This window comes from Flavobacterium sp. IMCC34852, from assembly GCF_030643905.1.
Classification (GTDB): domain Bacteria; phylum Bacteroidota; class Bacteroidia; order Flavobacteriales; family Flavobacteriaceae; genus Flavobacterium; species Flavobacterium rivulicola.
The window spans coordinates 835,531-852,795 of the sequence record NZ_CP121446.1 but is presented as its reverse complement, the minus strand read 5'-3'; the positions used below and the strand labels follow the sequence as shown (position 1 = coordinate 852,795).

Sequence of the window (17,265 nt, the reverse complement as noted above, 5' to 3'; positions counted from 1 at the left end):
ATAGAGTCTAACGATTTAAAATTTAATATCTGATATTTAAATGAAACATTCAAAAGTTAAAGACTTACTAAGCAGCGAGAAAACGAACTATGAAGTAACCGTAAAAGGTTGGGTAAGAACTTTTAGAAACAACCAATTTATCGCGTTGAACGATGGTTCAACTATCCATAATTTGCAATGTGTAGTCGATTTCGAAAACACACCGGAAGAAATTTTGAAAAGAATTAATACCGGAACCGCTGTAGCTTTGACCGGGAAATTGGTAGAAAGTCAAGGTGCCGGACAGAAATATGAAATTCAAGTAGCGCAATTGGAAATCTTAGGTGATTGTGACGCGGAGAAATTCCCAATGCAACCTAAGAAACACTCTTTGGAATTCCTCAGAGAAAATGCGCATTTAAGAGTTCGCACCAATGCTTTCGGAGCAATTATGCGAGTGCGTTCGGTTTTGGCGCATGCGGTACATACTTATTTTCAGGAAAGAGGATTTGTTTATGTGAACACACCCGTAATTACCGGAGCTGATGCCGAAGGCGCTGGCGAAATGTTCCAAGTAACTTCATTGCCTTTGGATAGTTTGCCAAGAACCGAAGACGGTCAAATTGATTACAAAAAAGATTTCTTCGGAAAACACACCAACCTTACCGTTTCCGGACAATTAGAAGGTGAAACTTTTGCGATGGCTTTGGGTCAGATTTATACTTTCGGACCAACCTTCCGCGCAGAAAACTCCAACACTTCGCGTCACTTAGCTGAATTTTGGATGATTGAGCCGGAAGTGGCTTTCAACGATTTAATTGACAACATGGATTTGGCAGAAGATTTCATCAAATTTGTCATCAACTATGCTGTAGAAAAATGTGCCGATGATTTGAAATTCTTAGAAGGTCGCTTGTTAGACGAAGAAAAACAAAAACCACAAGCAGAACGCAGCGAAATGGCTTTGTTAGAGAAATTAAAGTTTGTGTTGAACAATGACTTTAAACGCGTATCTTACACCGAAGCGATTGATATTTTAAGAGATTCTACTCCGAATAAAAAGAAGAAATTCCAATACCTAATCGAAGAATGGGGCGCCGATTTACAATCTGAGCACGAACGTTTCTTAGTAGAAAAACACTTTAAATGTCCGGTTATTTTATTCGATTATCCGGCCAAAATCAAAGCGTTTTACATGCGCTTGAATGACAATACCGAACCGGGTAAAGAAACCGTTCGCGCTATGGATATTTTATTCCCGGGCATCGGAGAAATTGTTGGCGGTTCGCAAAGAGAAGAACGTTACGATGTTTTGGTAGAAAAAATGAAAGCCATTGGCATCGATGAAGAAGAACTATGGTGGTATTTAGACACGCGTAGATTTGGTTCGGCCGTTCACTCCGGATTCGGATTAGGATTTGAAAGATTGGTGCTTTTCGTAACGGGAATGACCAACATTAGAGATGTAATTCCGTTTCCGAGAACGCCACAGAATGCAGAATTTTAAAAAAGTTAATTTGTGGATTTGGTTATTTGTGGATTCGAATAACCAAATAACCGAATAACCAAATAACCATAAAAATGTTAAAGCAGTTCCTAAATCTAAAACTCTCTCAAAAATTATCTCCACAGCAGATTCAGCTGATGAAGTTAATTCAATTGCCTACGCAAGCTTTTGAACAAAGGCTCAAAGAGGAATTGGTCGAAAATCCGGCTTTGGAAAGTGGGAAAGACGAAGAAGAATTGTATGAGAAAGATGAGTTTGACAACAATGAAGATTATGATGAATATGAAGATAATGACAGTATTGGTGCAGACGAGATCAACATTGACGAATACTTAAGTGACGACGAAACACCCGATTACAAATTACAATCCAACAATTATAGTGACGACGATGATGACCGCGAAATGCCCTTTGCAGCTCCGGTCAGTTTTCATCAGGATTTAATCAACCAGTTGAATACTTTTATTTTAACCGATGAGCAACGTGAGATTGCTGAATTTTTGGTGGGAAGCATAGACGATGACGGTTATTTACGCAGAAGTATTCCCGATATGGTGGATGATATGGCTTTTACCCAAGGTATTTATACCGATGAAAAAGTGGTGGAAAAAATCCTTCATATTATACACGAATTGGAACCGGCCGGAGTTGGTGCGCGTGACTTACAGGAATGTTTATTGTTGCAATTAAAACACAAAACACCCACAGAGTATGTCGATTTAGCGATTGACATTATCGAAAACCAATTTGACGCTTTTACCAAAAAACACTACGAAAAGTTACTACAGAAATACGAGATTACACAAGACCGCTTAAAAAAAGCCATTGAAGAAATCGAAAAACTAAACCCAAAACCGGGCGGTTCTTTTGACAGTAGCAGTCGGGTTGTTGAGCAAATTGTGCCTGATTTTGCCATCCGAATTGTAGACGGTGAATTGGAACTGACTTTAAACGGCAGAAATGCGCCAACGTTACACGTTTCCAAAGATTATCAGGAAATGTTACAAACCTATAAAGACTCGCGTGACAAATCACATCAGCAAAAAGATGCAGTACAGTTTATCAAGCAGAAATTGGATTCGGCGAAATGGTTTATTGATGCGATTCGCCAACGTCAGGAAACCCTTTTTGTGACGATGAATGCGATTATGCATTTCCAACAGGAATACTTTTTAGACGGTGAAGAAACCAAACTGAAACCGATGATTCTAAAAGACATCGCGGATATGGTTGGGTTGGATATTTCTACCGTTTCTCGTGTGGCCAATAGTAAATATGTTGATACGCCTTATGGTACAAAACTAATCAAAGAATTCTTCTCGGAAGCGATGAAAAACGACCAAGGTGAAGATGTTTCTACACTCGAAATCAAAAAAATTCTGAAAACCGTTATCGAAGAAGAAGACAAATCAAAACCACTTCCGGACGATCAATTGGCTGAAATTCTAAAAGAAAAAGGCTATCCGATTGCGCGAAGAACGATTGCCAAATACCGAGAGTTATTAGATATTCCTGTGGCTAGGATGAGGAAGAAGATTTAAAACTTAATCCTTTGAAAAAATTCCTTCCCTTTTTTTCGTATGCCTTCCATCCTATTTTCGTTCCGTTATTGGGAACTATTTTTTATGTTTTATTGGATGCCAAATATTTTACGGTAGCACAATACCTGATTTTATTTCTGCAAATCATTATCATTACTTTTTTGTTGCCGATTGCTTTCTTCTATTTGCTGAGAACTTTCGGAAAAATAGACAGTATTATGCTTTCAGACATTTCACATCGCAAGATTCCTTTGATCCTTCATATTGCTTTACTTTCTATTTTGATTCAAAAAAGCATTACTATTGATCGATTTCCGTCATTGTACTTTTTCTTTTTAGGGGGTATCATGAGTGCTGTTTTTGCATTTTTATTATTGTATGCCAAAATAAAAGCCAGTATTCACATGATTGGCATCAGTGCATTGACCGCTTTCATCTTTGGCTTGAGCCTAAAAAATGAAATCAATACTATCAATCTAATGGCGCTTTTTGTGGTGCTCAACGGTTTGGTAGCTTCCTCAAGATTGGTTATGAAAGCCCATACCCATAGAGAATTGTTAATCGGCTTTTTATGTGGCCTACTGCCACAAATAGGATTGCTTTACGTTTGGTTATAGAATATAGAACATGATGCCAAAGTTGGCCGTATTCATATCTATCGATTGCCCGTCAATTTTAGCGGAAGATTTAAACAGCGAATTTAAACCGTAGTAAGCATACAAATTCCAAGTATTCCATCCTGTAGTGAGGTAAACCCCGTAATGCAAATCATTTAAATCGGCCAAATTAGTATGGCTACTGTTCCCTTGTGAAGATTCTAATTTGTATTGGTCATAAAAAAGGTAACCCAACTTAACTCCCAAATGAACCCGCCAAAACTTGTGACTATCAGGCGTTGAATTGCGCCATCTGAATTCGATTGGCACTTCAACATAATGCAAAGCCAATTTATTTTTTGAAAAAGCAATGTTTTCGGTATCCAAAATACTGTAGGTAGTTTCGTTTCCGGCAGCAATAATCCCTAAGTTTTGGTTGTAAATCGCCAAAGAGTATCCTAATCCGGCGGCTAAAGCAACTGTGCGCTTTTTATTCAAAGGCATATCTCGCAAAAAACCCAGAGCCAAACCCGGTGAAAGCTTATTTTGTTTTAAGCCATCTGGGCGTTTTTGCAGCGTGTTATAAGTAATGTTTAGATAAAATTGGTCTTCCCTGTAAAGTGAATCCGGTGCATCAAAATCTTTAGCAACATCCTGAGCAAAGCCACCCAAGGTGATAAAAAAAACCGAAAAGAGAAGTTTGATTCGCATAATTAATTTATCCTTCAAGCGAAAGTACGCCTTTTCAGCTGAAAAAACAAAAGGGATTCACGCTGTTGATTTTATTTTAAGACAAAGGGGAAAAATAGATTATTGTATTTTTTTAACTGAAAAAAAATGCTGTTATTTGCATCCGCAAAACTCTAGAGAGGTGTCCGAGTGGTTGAAGGAGCAAGCCTGGAAAGTTTGTATGTGGGCAACTGCATCGAGGGTTCGAATCCCTTCCTCTCTGCTAAAAAAGCCGAAGTAATACTTCGGCTTTTTTATTTAAATTTAGGAACCCTAAGTTTTGTCTCAAGTCATTGGATTAAATCTGTAATCCTATCAGATCATTTCACCACGCAATGACGTTTCAAAAATAGTCTTGAAAACTGTTGGCGCCACATTTTGCCCAATCAGGTACATTAACTTGGTAATAGCAGCTTCTGTGGTGATGTCTTTTCCGGAAATGACTCCAATTTTCTTGAGTTGTGTGCTGGTTTCATACTGACCCATATTGACACTGCCACCCGAACACTGAGTAACATTTACCACATGCAACCCATTTTTGATGGCCTTTTTCAAAATTTGGATAAACCAATCTTCGGTTGGTGCATTCCCCGAACCATAAGTTTCTAAAACAATTCCTTTTAAGTTCGGAATAGCCACTATAGCCGATAAAACTGATTCGCTGATTCCTGGAAACATTTTTACAATGACTACATTGTCATCGAGTTCTTTGTGAACCGCTAATTTTTTAGTCGATTGCTTTTGCAAAACCGCATTCGGATTGATAGTCAAATGCACACCCGATTCTGCCAAAGGCGCATAATTAGGCGAAGTAAAAGCATTAAAATGTTCGGCATTGATTTTTGTAGTGCGATTGCCGCGGTATAATTTATATTCAAAATAAAGACCAACTTCTTGAATAATCGGTTTGCCTTTTTGTTGTAAAGACGCTATTTGAATGGCCGTAATCAAATTTTCTTTGGCATCTGTTCTCAAATCTCCAATAGGCAATTGTGAACCGGTAAAAACAACAGGCTTGCTAAGATTCTCCAGCATGAAACTCAAAGCTGAAGCTGAATACGACATGGTATCCGAACCGTGAAGCACCACAAAACCGTCAAAAGCATGGTAATTTTCCTCAATGATTGAGGCAATTTTAACCCATTTTTGCGGATTCATATTCGAAGAATCTATGGGTTTTTCGAAAGAAACTGTTTCGATATTACAATCTAATTGCTTTAACTCCGGAATTTTTTGCAACAACTTTTTAAAGTTGAAAGCCTTCAACGCACCGGTTTCAAAGTCTTTCATCATACCAATGGTGCCACCGGTATAAATGAGCAATATATTAGGTTTAGATTGCATTCTGATACTTGGATTTATTCACCACCGGATTGGCATACATCGCTAAGAAACTTTCCACCATTTGCGAATTGTTTTCGTCAATTCTCATTTCCAATCTTCTTTCGAAAAGCGATTTTTCGTTTTCAGTGTAAAAAGCTTTGTATTGGTCGGTTTTGTATAACAAATCGTAAGCAATATAATTCGTTGGCCACAACATATAACTCTGTAAAATAGAATCGTCTATGGCTTGTGCCAAAGCTTGAATTTGCTTGTTATTGTTGTCAAATTCGGCCGCAATAGCCTCTATTTCTTTGTCTAAAATATCGCCGATATGAATGTGAATTCTTTTCTTTTGACCAATGATACCGCTTAAAAGCGTTATAAAGTCTTCGTTTTTTTCTTTGATGTATTTTTCGGCATTGGCTTCCGCGATTAACTGTGGCATTTTCAAAGCATCGGTTGGATCATATTCATAAGAAATGGAAACCGGAACAATTTTGATTTTTTTGAAATAATCCAACATTTTAGGCTCATCCGAACCCATAGCCAACATTTTCAACACTCCGGAATGCGTGGCATCATTACCATCTTTGGTTCTGCCTTCTCGTTGGGCAATCCATACCGACCGGTTTTCGCGCAGCAATAATTGGGCAATGTATTCCGACATCAATTTAGAACTTTCTAACAATTCTCTTGGCGGTAAACCGCGTTGTACCAAAAAGTTTCTATTGAGTTTAGACAACGTTTTCAAAAAAGATTTTTGGACCAAATTATCACCTATAGCCGAAGCTGTCATTACTAAACCATGGTCAAATAAAGCCACGTTCAACAATGAAGTATCGAGGATAATATCTCTGTGATTGGAAATAAAAAGATAAGAAGTATTCGGTTCTAATTTTTCAAAACCGGAAGTGGTTAATCCTTCAGAGCTTTTTTTGAGTACTTTTTGTACAGCCTGATAGATAAAATTGCATTGAAAATCGCGGATAGAATGGGTTTTTCTGAGTTGGTTTTTCCAAACTTCTTCGTCTACCTCCGGAAAGGTGAAACCCATTAAAGCCTTCATCATTGGGTGATTGACTGCAGATTGAATGGCTTCATTCACTTCAGTATCATAAAACGGACGAATAGAATCGAATTTCTGCATTGAATCTTTCAATTTTGAGGAACAAAAGAACAAAAAAAAAGTCAACTTTTAACGTTTTCTTCCTTAAATCCCAAAAACAGCTTTAGAATTTTCTGTCGTTATTCGAGCGATTTCTTCTAACGGAAGTTGGTAAATCAGGGCTAATTTTTCGGCCACCAATTTAGTATAACTGCTTTCGTTTCGCTTGCCGCGGAAAGGCACCGGCGCCAAATAAGGCGAATCGGTTTCAAGAACTATATGTTGCAAATCAATTTCATGGAGAAATTGATCAATCTTCCCGTTTTTGAAAGTAGCCACACCGCCGATTCCGAGTCTCATGTTCAAGCCGATGGCTCTTTGGGCTTGACCCAAATCACCTGTAAAACAATGAAAAATGCCAAACAAATCCTCTGAACGTTCAGTTTCCAACACTTCAAAAACCTCATCAAAAGCGTCGCGACAGTGAATATTAATGGCTAACTTATATTTTTTAGCCAATTGAATTTGGCGCTGAAACGCTTCTTGTTGAATCGCCAAAGTGGTTTTGTCCCAATACAAATCGATACCGATTTCGCCAACGGTATAGAATTTTCTTTTGGCCAATTCAGTTTCCACATGCTCCAATTCTTGCTGATAAGTTTCGGGTTTAACATAACACGGATGCAAGCCCATCATTAAAAAAATGTTGTCGGGAAATTGGGTTTCCAAATCGTACATTTTTTGGGTGTAAGTCGAATCAATGGACGGCACAAAAAATCTTGAAACTCCAACATCTATAGCACGTTGAATCATTTCGGTGCGGTCGTTTTGAAATTCTTCGGAATAAAGATGCGTGTGGGTATCGGTTAAAATCATTGGGTTTTAAGGCACTAAGGTTCTGAGGCGCTAAGGTACTAAGTTTATATAGATTTTTGAATTACATTTGAACATCAATAAAGCGTTATGAAAAACCTGCAAGACGTACTGAAAAAAGAAAAGTATAAGAAAATCAATTTCAAAGTTTCTAAAACCCAGCATTTACTGATTAAAGCCACTATCAATGGGGTTTCGGGAAACTTTATTTTAGATACAGGCGCTTCAAACAGTTGTGTGGGTTTTGACAGTATTGAAAAATTCAACCTAAAAGCCGGAAGATCAAAAACCAAAGCTTCGGGCGCAGGCGGAACCGGGATGATGACCAAGATTGCCAAGAACAATGCTTTAAAAATTGGTCGCTGGAAAACGGAAGAACTCCATTTAATTATTTTTGACATGAGCCACGTAAATGAAGCGTTGACACAATATAAAGCCAAGCCGGTTGACGGTATAATTGGCGCTGATGTTTTGTTGGAAGGCAAAGCAATTATTGATTACTACAATCATTGTTTGTATTTAAAATAAGATAATTCAGATTTAACATTTCTTACAATTTTATTTTATACATTTGATACTTAAACTTTTACTCATGGGGAAAAAATACACTTATTTACTGCTGCTTTTTGTTTTCGGATTGTTTTTTAGTCAATCTTCTTATGGTCAAATGTTGGCCAACAATGATCAAGGAAGCGTTACTTATTCAAATACTGTACAAATTGCCATTCAAAATGTTTTGGGAAACGACACTTTAAATGGAATTCCTGTTACGTTATCAGATGTAACTTTCTCCCAAATTTCTTCAACAACTCATGTTACATTACAGCCTAATGGTTCTGTAGTTGTAAATGCAGGAGCACCGACTGGCTATTATGAAATCTTCTATGATGTATGTCAAATTGGCAATCCGGGAAACTGCGATTATGCTTTCGCCTATGTGACAGTAAATCCGGTGCCGATTGTCGCTAACAGTGATGCGGTGACGATTTCAACTGGATTAGTTGTTCCTCAAATTATTTTAGAAAATGTATTGTCTAACGATACGTTAGGAGGCATTCCGATAAGCATTAGTGATGCTTATATTCAACAAATATCTTCTACGGCATCTACTTATTTTTCAATTGATTACAGTACTGCCAATGTGTTAGTGATTAGTAATCCGCCACCTGGGATTTATACTTTAGAGTATTACTATTGTATCAACAGTTGTACTAATGCTTTTGCAACCATCACAGTAGTGAATTCCTTATTGACAACTATTAATAGCACTTATCAAGATTTTAACGGTGATGGCATAACCAATGTTGGAGATGTAGTCAATTACACCTATTCGATTACCAATATCGGCAATACGGCTGTCTCCAATATATCCATTACCAGCTCGGAAGTCAATATCAATGGCGGTCCGCCGATTCCGCTTTTGAATCCGAGTGCGAATAACAATACTACTTATACCGGCGTTCATGTCATTACCCAAGAAGACATCAATAATGGTTCGGTAGTCGTTGGGGTTCAAACCAACGGAACTTTATCCGGAAATCCGATTAGTGTAACCACTACGGATACCCAAAGCTTAAACATCGCCAATGGTGTCCAATTGAACGCCTTCATAGATTACAACGGCAATGGTACTCAGGAAAATGGAGAACCCAATTTTCTGTATGGTTCCTTCCAATACCAATTGAATGATAATGGTACTGTTCACAATATTATTTCCTCCAACGGCATACATTATTTATATGAAACCAATCCGACTAACAGTTATGATTTTGGATTTACTATCAATCCGGCTTATACGTCACAATATTCGGTAGCTCCGGCTTCTTATGCTAATGTAACGGTGGCTAACGGTTCGGGGATAGTGACTTATAATTTTGCCGTAACTCAAATTCCTTACAGTGATTTAGGTATTAACGTTTACGGTTGGATTCCACCAAGACCCGGATTCGATTATGAAAATTACGTCACTTATTTCAACTACGGCAATCAAACCATTGCTAGCGGAACGGTTACTTTTACTAAAGGCAGTAACGTAAGTATTCTTTCTGTTTCACCGTCAGGCTCAACCCCAACAGCGGGTGGATTTACGTATAATTTCACCAATTTATTACCGGGAGAATCGCGAACTTTTGCTGTTATGATGCAAGTACCAACTATCCCAACAGTAAATTTAGGTGATTTGGTTACCAATACGGCTTCTATTTCTATTCCTTCTAATGATATTAATGTCAATAACAACAGCAGCAGTTTAACACAAACCATAGTAGGTTCTTATGACCCGAATGATAAAGCCGAAAGTCATGGCCCGCAAATACAACATTCTACTTTCAGTACCAATGATTATTTAACCTACACCATTCGATTTGAAAATACAGGAACAGCCGAAGCTATCAACATTAGAGTTAACGATGTTTTAGATGCCGACCTTGATGAAACCACAGTTAGAATGGTTACCGCCAGTCATCCTTATGTCTTAGACCGTGTGGGAAGCAATTTGACTTGGCGTTTTGACGGTGTGAATTTAGAGCCGTCTATTCCAGGGAATTCAGTGATTGGTCATGGTTATATCGTGTTCCAAGTCAAGCCAAAACCGGGTTATATCATTGGAGATGTGATACCGAATACCGCCAATATTTATTTCGATTTCAATCCGGCGATTGTGACCAACACTTGGACCACCGAGTTTGTCTTACAGTTGAGCAACCCTGATTTTACGGCAATGGACTTTGAGTATTATCCTAATCCTGTTAAAAACAGTTTGACCCTTTCAAGTGAGACCATTATAAACAACATTGAAATCTATTCTGTTCTGGGACAAAAAGTGAAATCATTCAAAGTAGACGGCATCCAAACCGAAATCAACTTATCAGAATTGAACCAAGGCTTGTACTTTATTAAAGTAACCAGTGCAGGTCAGGAAAAAACAGTAAAAATTATTAAAGAATAAATTTTAAAATCTGAAAATGAAAGTCCCAAATGCCTTACGGTGTTTGGGATTTTTTCTTTAAAGAATAATAAGCAATCAAGGTACTAATCAGCATGAGGAAACTACCCAAAATAAACGGCGCTCCGGGCAACTGAAATGGCGCTTCATCATGGGTAAAAAAGTAAAAAGTATTGGTCATCATTGGCGGACCAATAATAGCCGAGGCACTCATCAAACTCGCCAAAGTGCCTTGAATTTCTCCCTGCTCATTTGCCGGAACTTTCCCCGAAACTTCTGACTGCAATGCCGGACCGGCAATTCCTCCGAGACAATACGGAACCAAAAAAGCAAACATCATCCAACTCTCGGTAGCGAAAGCAAACAATAACATACCGACCGTATATAATGATAATCCAAGGTAAATACTTTTGGTATTGCCCAATCTCGGACTCGTCCAACGAATCAATCCGCCTTGAACTAAGCCAACTAAAAGCCCAACAACGCCCAGTGAAATTCCCACCATTTTTTCATCCCAATCAAATCGGTACATGGTAAAGAAACTCCAATTACTATGAACGGCATGCGAACCCACATACAAAAGAAAAATAGCCAAGATGAGTCCAATTAAAGAAGGATGTTTTTTCAGATTCAGTAAAGCACCTATAGGATTGGCGCGTTTCCATTCAAATTCGCGACGGTTCTTTTTAGGTAAAGATTCGGGCAAAATAAAATAACCGTATAAAAAGTTAAGCATACACAAAACAGCTGCAGCATAAAAGGGCACTCTCGAACCAAATTGCCCTAGCAATCCGCCAATCACCGGACCAATAATAAAGCCTAATCCAAAAGCAGCACCAATCATCCCAAAGTTTTTCGCACGGTTTTCAGGAGTACTCACATCGGCGATATAAGCGGAAGCTGTCGTAATACTCGCACCCGTCAAACCTGCAATAATTCTTCCCACAAAAAGCCAAGTGATTGTTGGGGCAAAAGCCAACAACAAATAGTCTAAGGAAAAGGCAAAAAGCGAAATTAAAATAATCGGTCTTCGGCCAAATTTATCACTCAGATTCCCAATCAAAGGCGCACAAACAAACTGCGTTATCGCGTAAGCAAAAGTCAGCCAACCGCCATATTTTGCTGCTTCACTGATATCGGCTTGAATGAGTTCGGAAATTAATTTAGGGATTACCGGAATGATAATGCCCCAGCCCGTAATATCAATCAGCATCGTAATAAAAATAAATCCTATCGCCGCTTCTTTTTGGTTTTTCTTCATAGCGTATTTTTTGGGCGTGTCCCTTTGGGCCGTGCTTTCCGCAGTACATGGTACTTGCTCCAATCACTCACGCAGTATGCAAATAAACGAAAAATCCCGTTCAGAAAACCAAACGGGATTTAATATATAGGCGCCTCATCCGAGGCAGGTAGAAACCCTAAAGCTCTAAAGCTTTCTTAGGGTTGTTATTCATCAAAATTTCCACCGGATTTTCTAACGCTTCTTTTACCGCTACTAAGAATCCAACCGACTCACGTCCGTCAATGATTCTGTGGTCATACGATAAAGCCACATACATTACCGGAGCGATAACGATTTGTCCGTTTCTAACGATAGGTCTTTCCACTACATTGTGCATTCCTAAGATCCCCGATTGTGGCGGATTGATAATTGGCGTGCTCAACATACTTCCGAAAACGCCACCATTAGAAATAGTGAATGTTCCTCCGGTCATTTCGTCAACCGTGATTTGTCCGTCACGAGCGCGAATCGCTAATCTTTTGATTTCGGCTTCCACACCTCTGAAAGATAGTGTTTCAGCGTTTCTCATTACGGGAACCATCAAACCTTTAGGCCCTGATACCGCTACGGAGATATCACAGAAATCGTAAGCAATTTTCTCTTGACCGTCAATCATCGAATTTACATCCGGGTATAATTGTAAAGCGCGGGTTACGGCTTTAGTAAAGAATGACATAAAGCCCAATCCTAAGCCGTGTTTCGCTTTAAACTCTTCTTTGTATTGCTCACGCAACGCGTAGATGTTGGTCATATCCACCTCGTTGAACGTAGTCAACATGGCGGTTTCGTTTTTCGCAGAAACCAATCTTTCCGCTACTTTACGACGCAACATGGATAATTTAGTTCTTTCTGAACCACGATTGCCTCCTGTTGGAGTTCCCATTGAAGGCACAGCGTTTACCGCATCTTCTTTGGTGATTCTGCCGTCTTTTCCTGTTCCAACGATGTCTGAAGGTTGGATATTTTTTTCGTCTAATATTTTACGAGCTGCCGGAGATGGTGTTTGGGCTGCATAAGTAGCTGCTGCCACTGGTGCTGCTTTTGGCGCTTCTGCTTTTTTCTCTTCTACTTTTGGTGCTTCAGCTTTAACTTCTGCCGCTGGAGCCGGAGCAGAACCGCTTGGTTTAGCTGCGCTAGTATCGATTAAACAAACCACTGCACCAACCGCTACTGCGTCACCTTCTTCGGCTTTTAGCGTGATGATTCCGCTGGCTTCTGCCGGTAACTCTAAAGTGGCTTTATCAGAATCCACCTCAGCAATGGCTTGGTCTTTTTCTACATAATCGCCGTCTTTTACCAGCCAAGTGGCAATTTCTACTTCTTTAATCGATTCGCCCGGTGAAGGCACTTTCATTTCTAAAATCATGTCTGTAATTTTATAGTGTTGTTTTGTTCTTTATTTTTTAGCCCCGACCTGCCTGCCGGCAGGCAGGTTGCAGCGGGATTAAGCTCCTAAATTATCTAAATAAATTCTTGTCAAATACCATTCTGATGGCATCGGCATGTCTTCTTCTGTCTCGTGTGTGACTTCCGGCGGCCGGAGCTGCATAAGCTTTTAAAGAAGCCAATCGCCATGGCACCAAGTCGAAATTCATTAGCATATAGCTGTAAGCACCCATGTTTTTTGGTTCTTCCTGTGCCCAAACGAAATCGTCGGTATTCGGATAACTCGCAATCACCGCTTTCAATTGCTCTGTTGGTAACGGGAACAACTGCTCGATACGTACCAAAGCTACGTCATTTCTGCCTAAGTTTTCTCTTTCGGCTAAAATATCGTAGTAGAATTTTCCGGTACAGAACACTACGGTTTTTACTTTTTTCTTGTCGATAGAAGCATCATCGATTACTTCTTGGAATTGACCGTTGTACAATGCTTCACGAGTAGACACACACAATGGGTGACGCAACAAACTCTTAGGTGAGAATACTACCAATGGTTTGCGGAATTTGGTTTTCATTTGGCGACGCAGCAAGTGGAAGAAATTCGCCGGCGTAGTACAATCGGCTACATACATATTGTGTTTGGCACACAACTGTAAATATCGTTCCATACGCGCAGACGAGTGTTCAGCACCTTGACCTTCGTATCCGTGAGGCAACAATAAAACAATTCCGTTTTGGTTGTTCCATTTGTCTTCCCCACACGAAATGTATTGGTCGATCATGATTTGGGCACCGTTGGAAAAATCTCCGAATTGGGCTTCCCAAATGGTTAAGGCGTTTGGATTGGCTAAAGCATAACCGTAGTCAAACCCTAAAACCCCATATTCGGAAAGGAACGAATTGAACACGTTGAACTTTCCTTTTTTATCTTTTAAAGCGTTTAATAAAATTACTTCTTCTTCGCTGTCTTCTACCTTCACTACGGCGTGACGGTGGGAGAAAGTTCCTCGCTCTACGTCTTGTCCCGACAAGCGAATATCGTAACCTTCGGTAAGTAACGAACCATAAGCTAAAGCCTCGGCAGTGCCCCAATCGATAGTGTTGTTATCGTACATGGCTTTTCTATCGGTAACGATTTTAGTAATCTTACTGATGAATTTTTTGTCGGCCGGTAACGTCGAAATGGTTTCTAAGATGGCATCTAATTTCTTTTTATCAAAAGTAGTGTCGACTTTTTGCAACATTTCATCATCGGAAACCTGTACAAAACCTTTCCATTCATCTTGCATAAAAGGTTTGATGATGGTCAAATCTTTTTTACGGGAAGCTTGCAGATTTTCATCCAGCTTGGCTTTGTATTCGTTTTCTATTTTGGTCACATACGCGGCATCAACGATTCCGGCGGTGATTAATTTTTCGGAGTAAATGTCTCTTGGGTTTTTGTGACGGGCAATTAATTTGTACAATAACGGTTGGGTAAAACGAGGTTCATCGCCTTCGTTGTGGCCATATTTTCTGTAGCCTAACAAATCGATGAAAACGTCTCTTCCGAATTGCATTCTGAAGTCTAACGCGAATAACATGGCGTGAACTACCGCTTCCGCATCGTCTGAATTTACGTGAAGTATTGGCGACAAAGTCACTTTGGCCACATCGGTACAATACGTTGACGAACGGGCATCTAAATAATTGGTCGTAAATCCTACTTGGTTATTGATGACAATATGAATGGTTCCTCCGGTTTTGTAACCGTCTAATTGGGCCATTTGAACGATCTCGTACACGATTCCTTGTCCGGCCACAGCCGCATCACCGTGAACGGCGATTGGCAATACTTTAGAGAAATCTTCCGGGAAATATTTGTCTTGTTTGGCACGGGTAATTCCCTCAATCACGGCACCAACCGTTTCCAAGTGAGATGGATTGGGAGCCAAATTGATATTGATTTTTTTACCCGATTGGGTTTTTCTTTCTGACGTTAACCCTAAGTGGTACTTTACGTCACCGTCAAAATATTCTTTATCATAATCTTTTCCGTCAAATTCGGAGAAGATGTCTTGTGTGGCTTTGCCGAAAATGTTAGCTAAGGTATTTAATCTCCCTCTATGGGCCATTCCCATAACGAAATGCTCAACGCCTTTTTCAGCTGCCGATTCAATTAATGCGTCTAATGCCGGAATGATACTTTCACCACCTTCCAACGAGAATCGTTTTTGCCCAACATACTTTGTATGCAAAAAATTCTCGAAAGAAACCGCTTCATTTAGTTTGCCTAAGATGTGTTTCTTTTGTTCGGCGTTGAAATCAGGTTGGTTGTCGTTTTTATTTAATCTTTCTTGAACCCAATTCACAAAAATCGGATTTTCCATGTGCATGTATTCGATCCCAATGTGTTGGCAATACATACTCTTCAAATGAGCAAGAATTTGTTTTAAAGTAGAGGGTTGTTTTCCTAAAATTTTGGCGGCATCAAATACGGTATCCAAATCGGCTGAAGTCAGACCGAAATTTTCGATATCTAAATTCGGCTCATATACTCTACGGTCACGAACCGGATTGGTTTGGGTAAATAAGTGACCGCGTGTTCTGTAGCCGTCAATCAACTTTAGTACATTGAATTCTTTTTGCAATTTATCAGAAACCTGTCCGTTCTGAGGAACACTGGCAGCATAGTGCGCCAATTCCTGTACGGCATTCTCTTCGTTATAGGTTGCCATTCCAAAGTCGAAACCTTGAAAAAAAGCGCGCCAACTTGGCTCTACGCTATCGGGATTTTGAAGGTATTGTTCGTATAAATGGGCAAAAAATTCGGTGTGTGCTGCGTTTAAAAAGGAAAACCTATCCATGATTTTAGCTGTAAATAATCTTAGTGTTAGAAAATCAGCTGCAAAAGTATGACATTTGTAATAATCTTTCAATCATTTTAGTATATTTATAACGCTAAATAAATATATACAATGCTATGAAAAAGAATACCTTCTGCACCTTGGCAAAGTCGGCTCTATTAACCCTGATTTTACTCTTTTCCTTCAGTGGATTTTCACAAGAGTCATCGGGTGGCAAATCTGATACAGGGGATTTTTGGGACAAAGTACAATTTGGGGGCGGATTTGGCTTGGCCATAGGCAATGGTTTTACTGATATTACCATTGCTCCGAGTGCGATTTACAATTTCAATGAGCACTTTGCGTTGGGTACAGGATTGCAATACAGCCGCTTGAAGCAGAAAAATTTTTACGATTCGAATGTGGTTGGTGCGACGCTTATTGGACTATTCAATCCGATAGAGGAAATTCAGCTTTCTTTAGAATTGGAGCAAGTTCATGTGAACACTAGTTACACCGATTTGTACAACAATGTAAAAAGAAGTTTTTGGAACACCGGCCTATACGTTGGCGGCGGTTATCGTGCTGACAATGTTACGATTGGCGCGCGATTCAATTTATTATTTGACAAGGACAAAGATTTGTATGGTGATGCGTTTATGCCGTTTGTAAGGGTTTATTTTTAATATTTGAGTTAAAAAAAAAACACTCTCAAGTGTGTGTTTTTGTGAATATTTTTTTAATTCTCGAAGGTGTTAACTTAGTTGAACCTATGATTCCTAAATACTGTAGCTAATTAATTTTAATTATTCATTATCATTCTTCAAAATAAGTGTAATTTTCAATTATTATTTCTTTTAAAGTTATCTTATTTTTTTTAATCTCTTTTTTATCTATTAAAAATAGTTTCTTTTTCCAGATTAAAAAAAAGGTTTCTTTAAATCCATATTCAATAAAAAAATTAATATCTAAAATTAATTTCTTTTTTTCTTTTAAAAAACATTTATCAACAATCTTTTTAGAAGCCTCTATTTTTTTATCATAATTATTATAATCATGATATAGTCCGGACTTAAAAAAAATACTATTGTAATTATCAGAACTAAATCTGTAAATCTTTAGCTTTAGAACATCATTAATATTTTCTTTCAAATATATATCTTGGCACTTACCATAAT

14 protein-coding genes and 1 tRNA gene are annotated in these 17,265 nt (G+C 38.8%); 7 read left to right on the top strand and 8 right to left on the bottom strand.

What is annotated here, in order from left to right; genetic code table 11:
* Nucleotides 1-40: 40 nt before the first annotated feature.
* The 3 genes from asnS (at nucleotide 41) to P7V56_RS03800 (ending at nucleotide 3,644) form a co-directional block, all read left to right on the top strand.
* The gene (asnS, locus tag P7V56_RS03810; RefSeq protein ID WP_171221007.1) at nucleotides 41-1,486 is read left to right on the top strand and encodes an asparagine--tRNA ligase; all 1,446 of its coding nucleotides are present in this window, start codon (nucleotides 41-43) and stop codon (nucleotides 1,484-1,486) included.
* A gap of 74 nt (nucleotides 1,487-1,560) precedes the next feature.
* On the top strand, nucleotides 1,561-3,027 hold the full coding sequence (rpoN, locus tag P7V56_RS03805) for an RNA polymerase factor sigma-54 (protein WP_171221008.1): 1,467 nt from the start codon (nucleotides 1,561-1,563) through the stop codon (nucleotides 3,025-3,027).
* 11 nt (nucleotides 3,028-3,038) lie between these two features.
* The gene (locus P7V56_RS03800; protein WP_171221009.1) at nucleotides 3,039-3,644 is read left to right on the top strand and encodes a hypothetical protein; all 606 of its coding nucleotides are present in this window, start codon (nucleotides 3,039-3,041) and stop codon (nucleotides 3,642-3,644) included.
* Here the strand turns inward: P7V56_RS03800 and P7V56_RS03795 are convergent.
* Nucleotides 3,639-4,334, bottom strand: coding sequence for a porin family protein (locus tag P7V56_RS03795; RefSeq protein WP_205959302.1), 696 nt, complete (start codon nucleotides 4,332-4,334; stop codon nucleotides 3,639-3,641). The two genes, P7V56_RS03800 and P7V56_RS03795, sit on opposite strands and share 6 nt — an antisense overlap.
* Nucleotides 4,335-4,488: 154 nt before the next feature.
* On the opposite strand from P7V56_RS03795, the gene P7V56_RS03790 reads away from it, so the two are divergent.
* A tRNA-Ser gene (locus P7V56_RS03790) sits at nucleotides 4,489-4,575 on the top strand.
* 92 nt (nucleotides 4,576-4,667) lie between these two features.
* Here the strand turns inward: P7V56_RS03790 and P7V56_RS03785 are convergent.
* The 3 genes from P7V56_RS03785 to P7V56_RS03775 all read right to left on the bottom strand — a co-directional run bounded on the left by P7V56_RS03785 (nucleotide 4,668) and on the right by P7V56_RS03775 (nucleotide 7,656).
* Nucleotides 4,668-5,696 carry an asparaginase gene (locus tag P7V56_RS03785; RefSeq protein WP_171221010.1) on the bottom strand — a complete coding sequence of 343 codons (1,029 nt, stop codon included), beginning with the start codon at nucleotides 5,694-5,696 and terminating at the stop codon, nucleotides 4,668-4,670.
* Nucleotides 5,686-6,822, bottom strand: a complete 1,137-nt coding sequence (locus tag P7V56_RS03780; RefSeq protein WP_171221011.1) for a 1-acyl-sn-glycerol-3-phosphate acyltransferase — start codon at nucleotides 6,820-6,822, stop codon at nucleotides 5,686-5,688. The genes P7V56_RS03785 and P7V56_RS03780 overlap by 11 nt, the downstream gene beginning before the upstream one ends.
* 63 nt (nucleotides 6,823-6,885) lie before the next feature.
* On the bottom strand, nucleotides 6,886-7,656 hold the full coding sequence (locus P7V56_RS03775; protein WP_171221012.1) for a TatD family hydrolase: 771 nt from the start codon (nucleotides 7,654-7,656) through the stop codon (nucleotides 6,886-6,888).
* A gap of 87 nt (nucleotides 7,657-7,743) precedes the next feature.
* Here P7V56_RS03775 and P7V56_RS03770 point away from each other — a divergent pair, with 87 nt between their 5' ends.
* Together P7V56_RS03770 and P7V56_RS03765 are read left to right on the top strand one after the other, a co-directional pair.
* Complete coding sequence (locus P7V56_RS03770; RefSeq protein ID WP_171221013.1) at nucleotides 7,744-8,181, top strand: retropepsin-like aspartic protease; 438 nt, start codon at nucleotides 7,744-7,746, stop codon at nucleotides 8,179-8,181.
* Nucleotides 8,182-8,245: 64 nt separating this feature from the next.
* Entirely contained in the window at nucleotides 8,246-10,600 is a 2,355-nt protein-coding gene (locus P7V56_RS03765; RefSeq protein ID WP_171221014.1) for a T9SS type A sorting domain-containing protein, read from the top strand.
* Between the two features lie 34 nt (nucleotides 10,601-10,634).
* Here P7V56_RS03765 and P7V56_RS03760 read toward each other — a convergent pair whose 3' ends face one another.
* From P7V56_RS03760 to P7V56_RS03750, 3 genes are all read right to left on the bottom strand, one after another.
* Nucleotides 10,635-11,858: a TCR/Tet family MFS transporter gene (locus P7V56_RS03760; protein WP_171221015.1), complete on the bottom strand. Its 1,224-nt coding sequence runs from the start codon at nucleotides 11,856-11,858 to the stop codon at nucleotides 10,635-10,637.
* A gap of 157 nt (nucleotides 11,859-12,015) precedes the next feature.
* Entirely contained in the window at nucleotides 12,016-13,245 is a 1,230-nt protein-coding gene (odhB, locus tag P7V56_RS03755; protein ID WP_171221016.1) for a 2-oxoglutarate dehydrogenase complex dihydrolipoyllysine-residue succinyltransferase, read from the bottom strand.
* 91 nt (nucleotides 13,246-13,336) lie between these two features.
* Nucleotides 13,337-16,108 (bottom strand): 2-oxoglutarate dehydrogenase E1 component, encoded by a 2,772-nt coding sequence (locus P7V56_RS03750; RefSeq protein ID WP_171221574.1) that lies wholly within the window; start codon nucleotides 16,106-16,108, stop codon nucleotides 13,337-13,339.
* A 116-nt stretch (nucleotides 16,109-16,224) separates the two neighbouring features.
* Here P7V56_RS03750 and P7V56_RS03745 point away from each other — a divergent pair, with 116 nt between their 5' ends.
* Nucleotides 16,225-16,773: a hypothetical protein gene (locus tag P7V56_RS03745; RefSeq protein WP_171221017.1), complete on the top strand. Its 549-nt coding sequence runs from the start codon at nucleotides 16,225-16,227 to the stop codon at nucleotides 16,771-16,773.
* A gap of 130 nt (nucleotides 16,774-16,903) precedes the next feature.
* Here the strand turns inward: P7V56_RS03745 and P7V56_RS03740 are convergent, their stop codons facing one another.
* Nucleotides 16,904-17,239 carry a hypothetical protein gene (locus P7V56_RS03740; RefSeq protein ID WP_171221018.1) on the bottom strand — a complete coding sequence of 112 codons (336 nt, stop codon included), beginning with the start codon at nucleotides 17,237-17,239 and terminating at the stop codon, nucleotides 16,904-16,906.
* Between the last annotated feature and the right edge of the window lie 26 nt (nucleotides 17,240-17,265).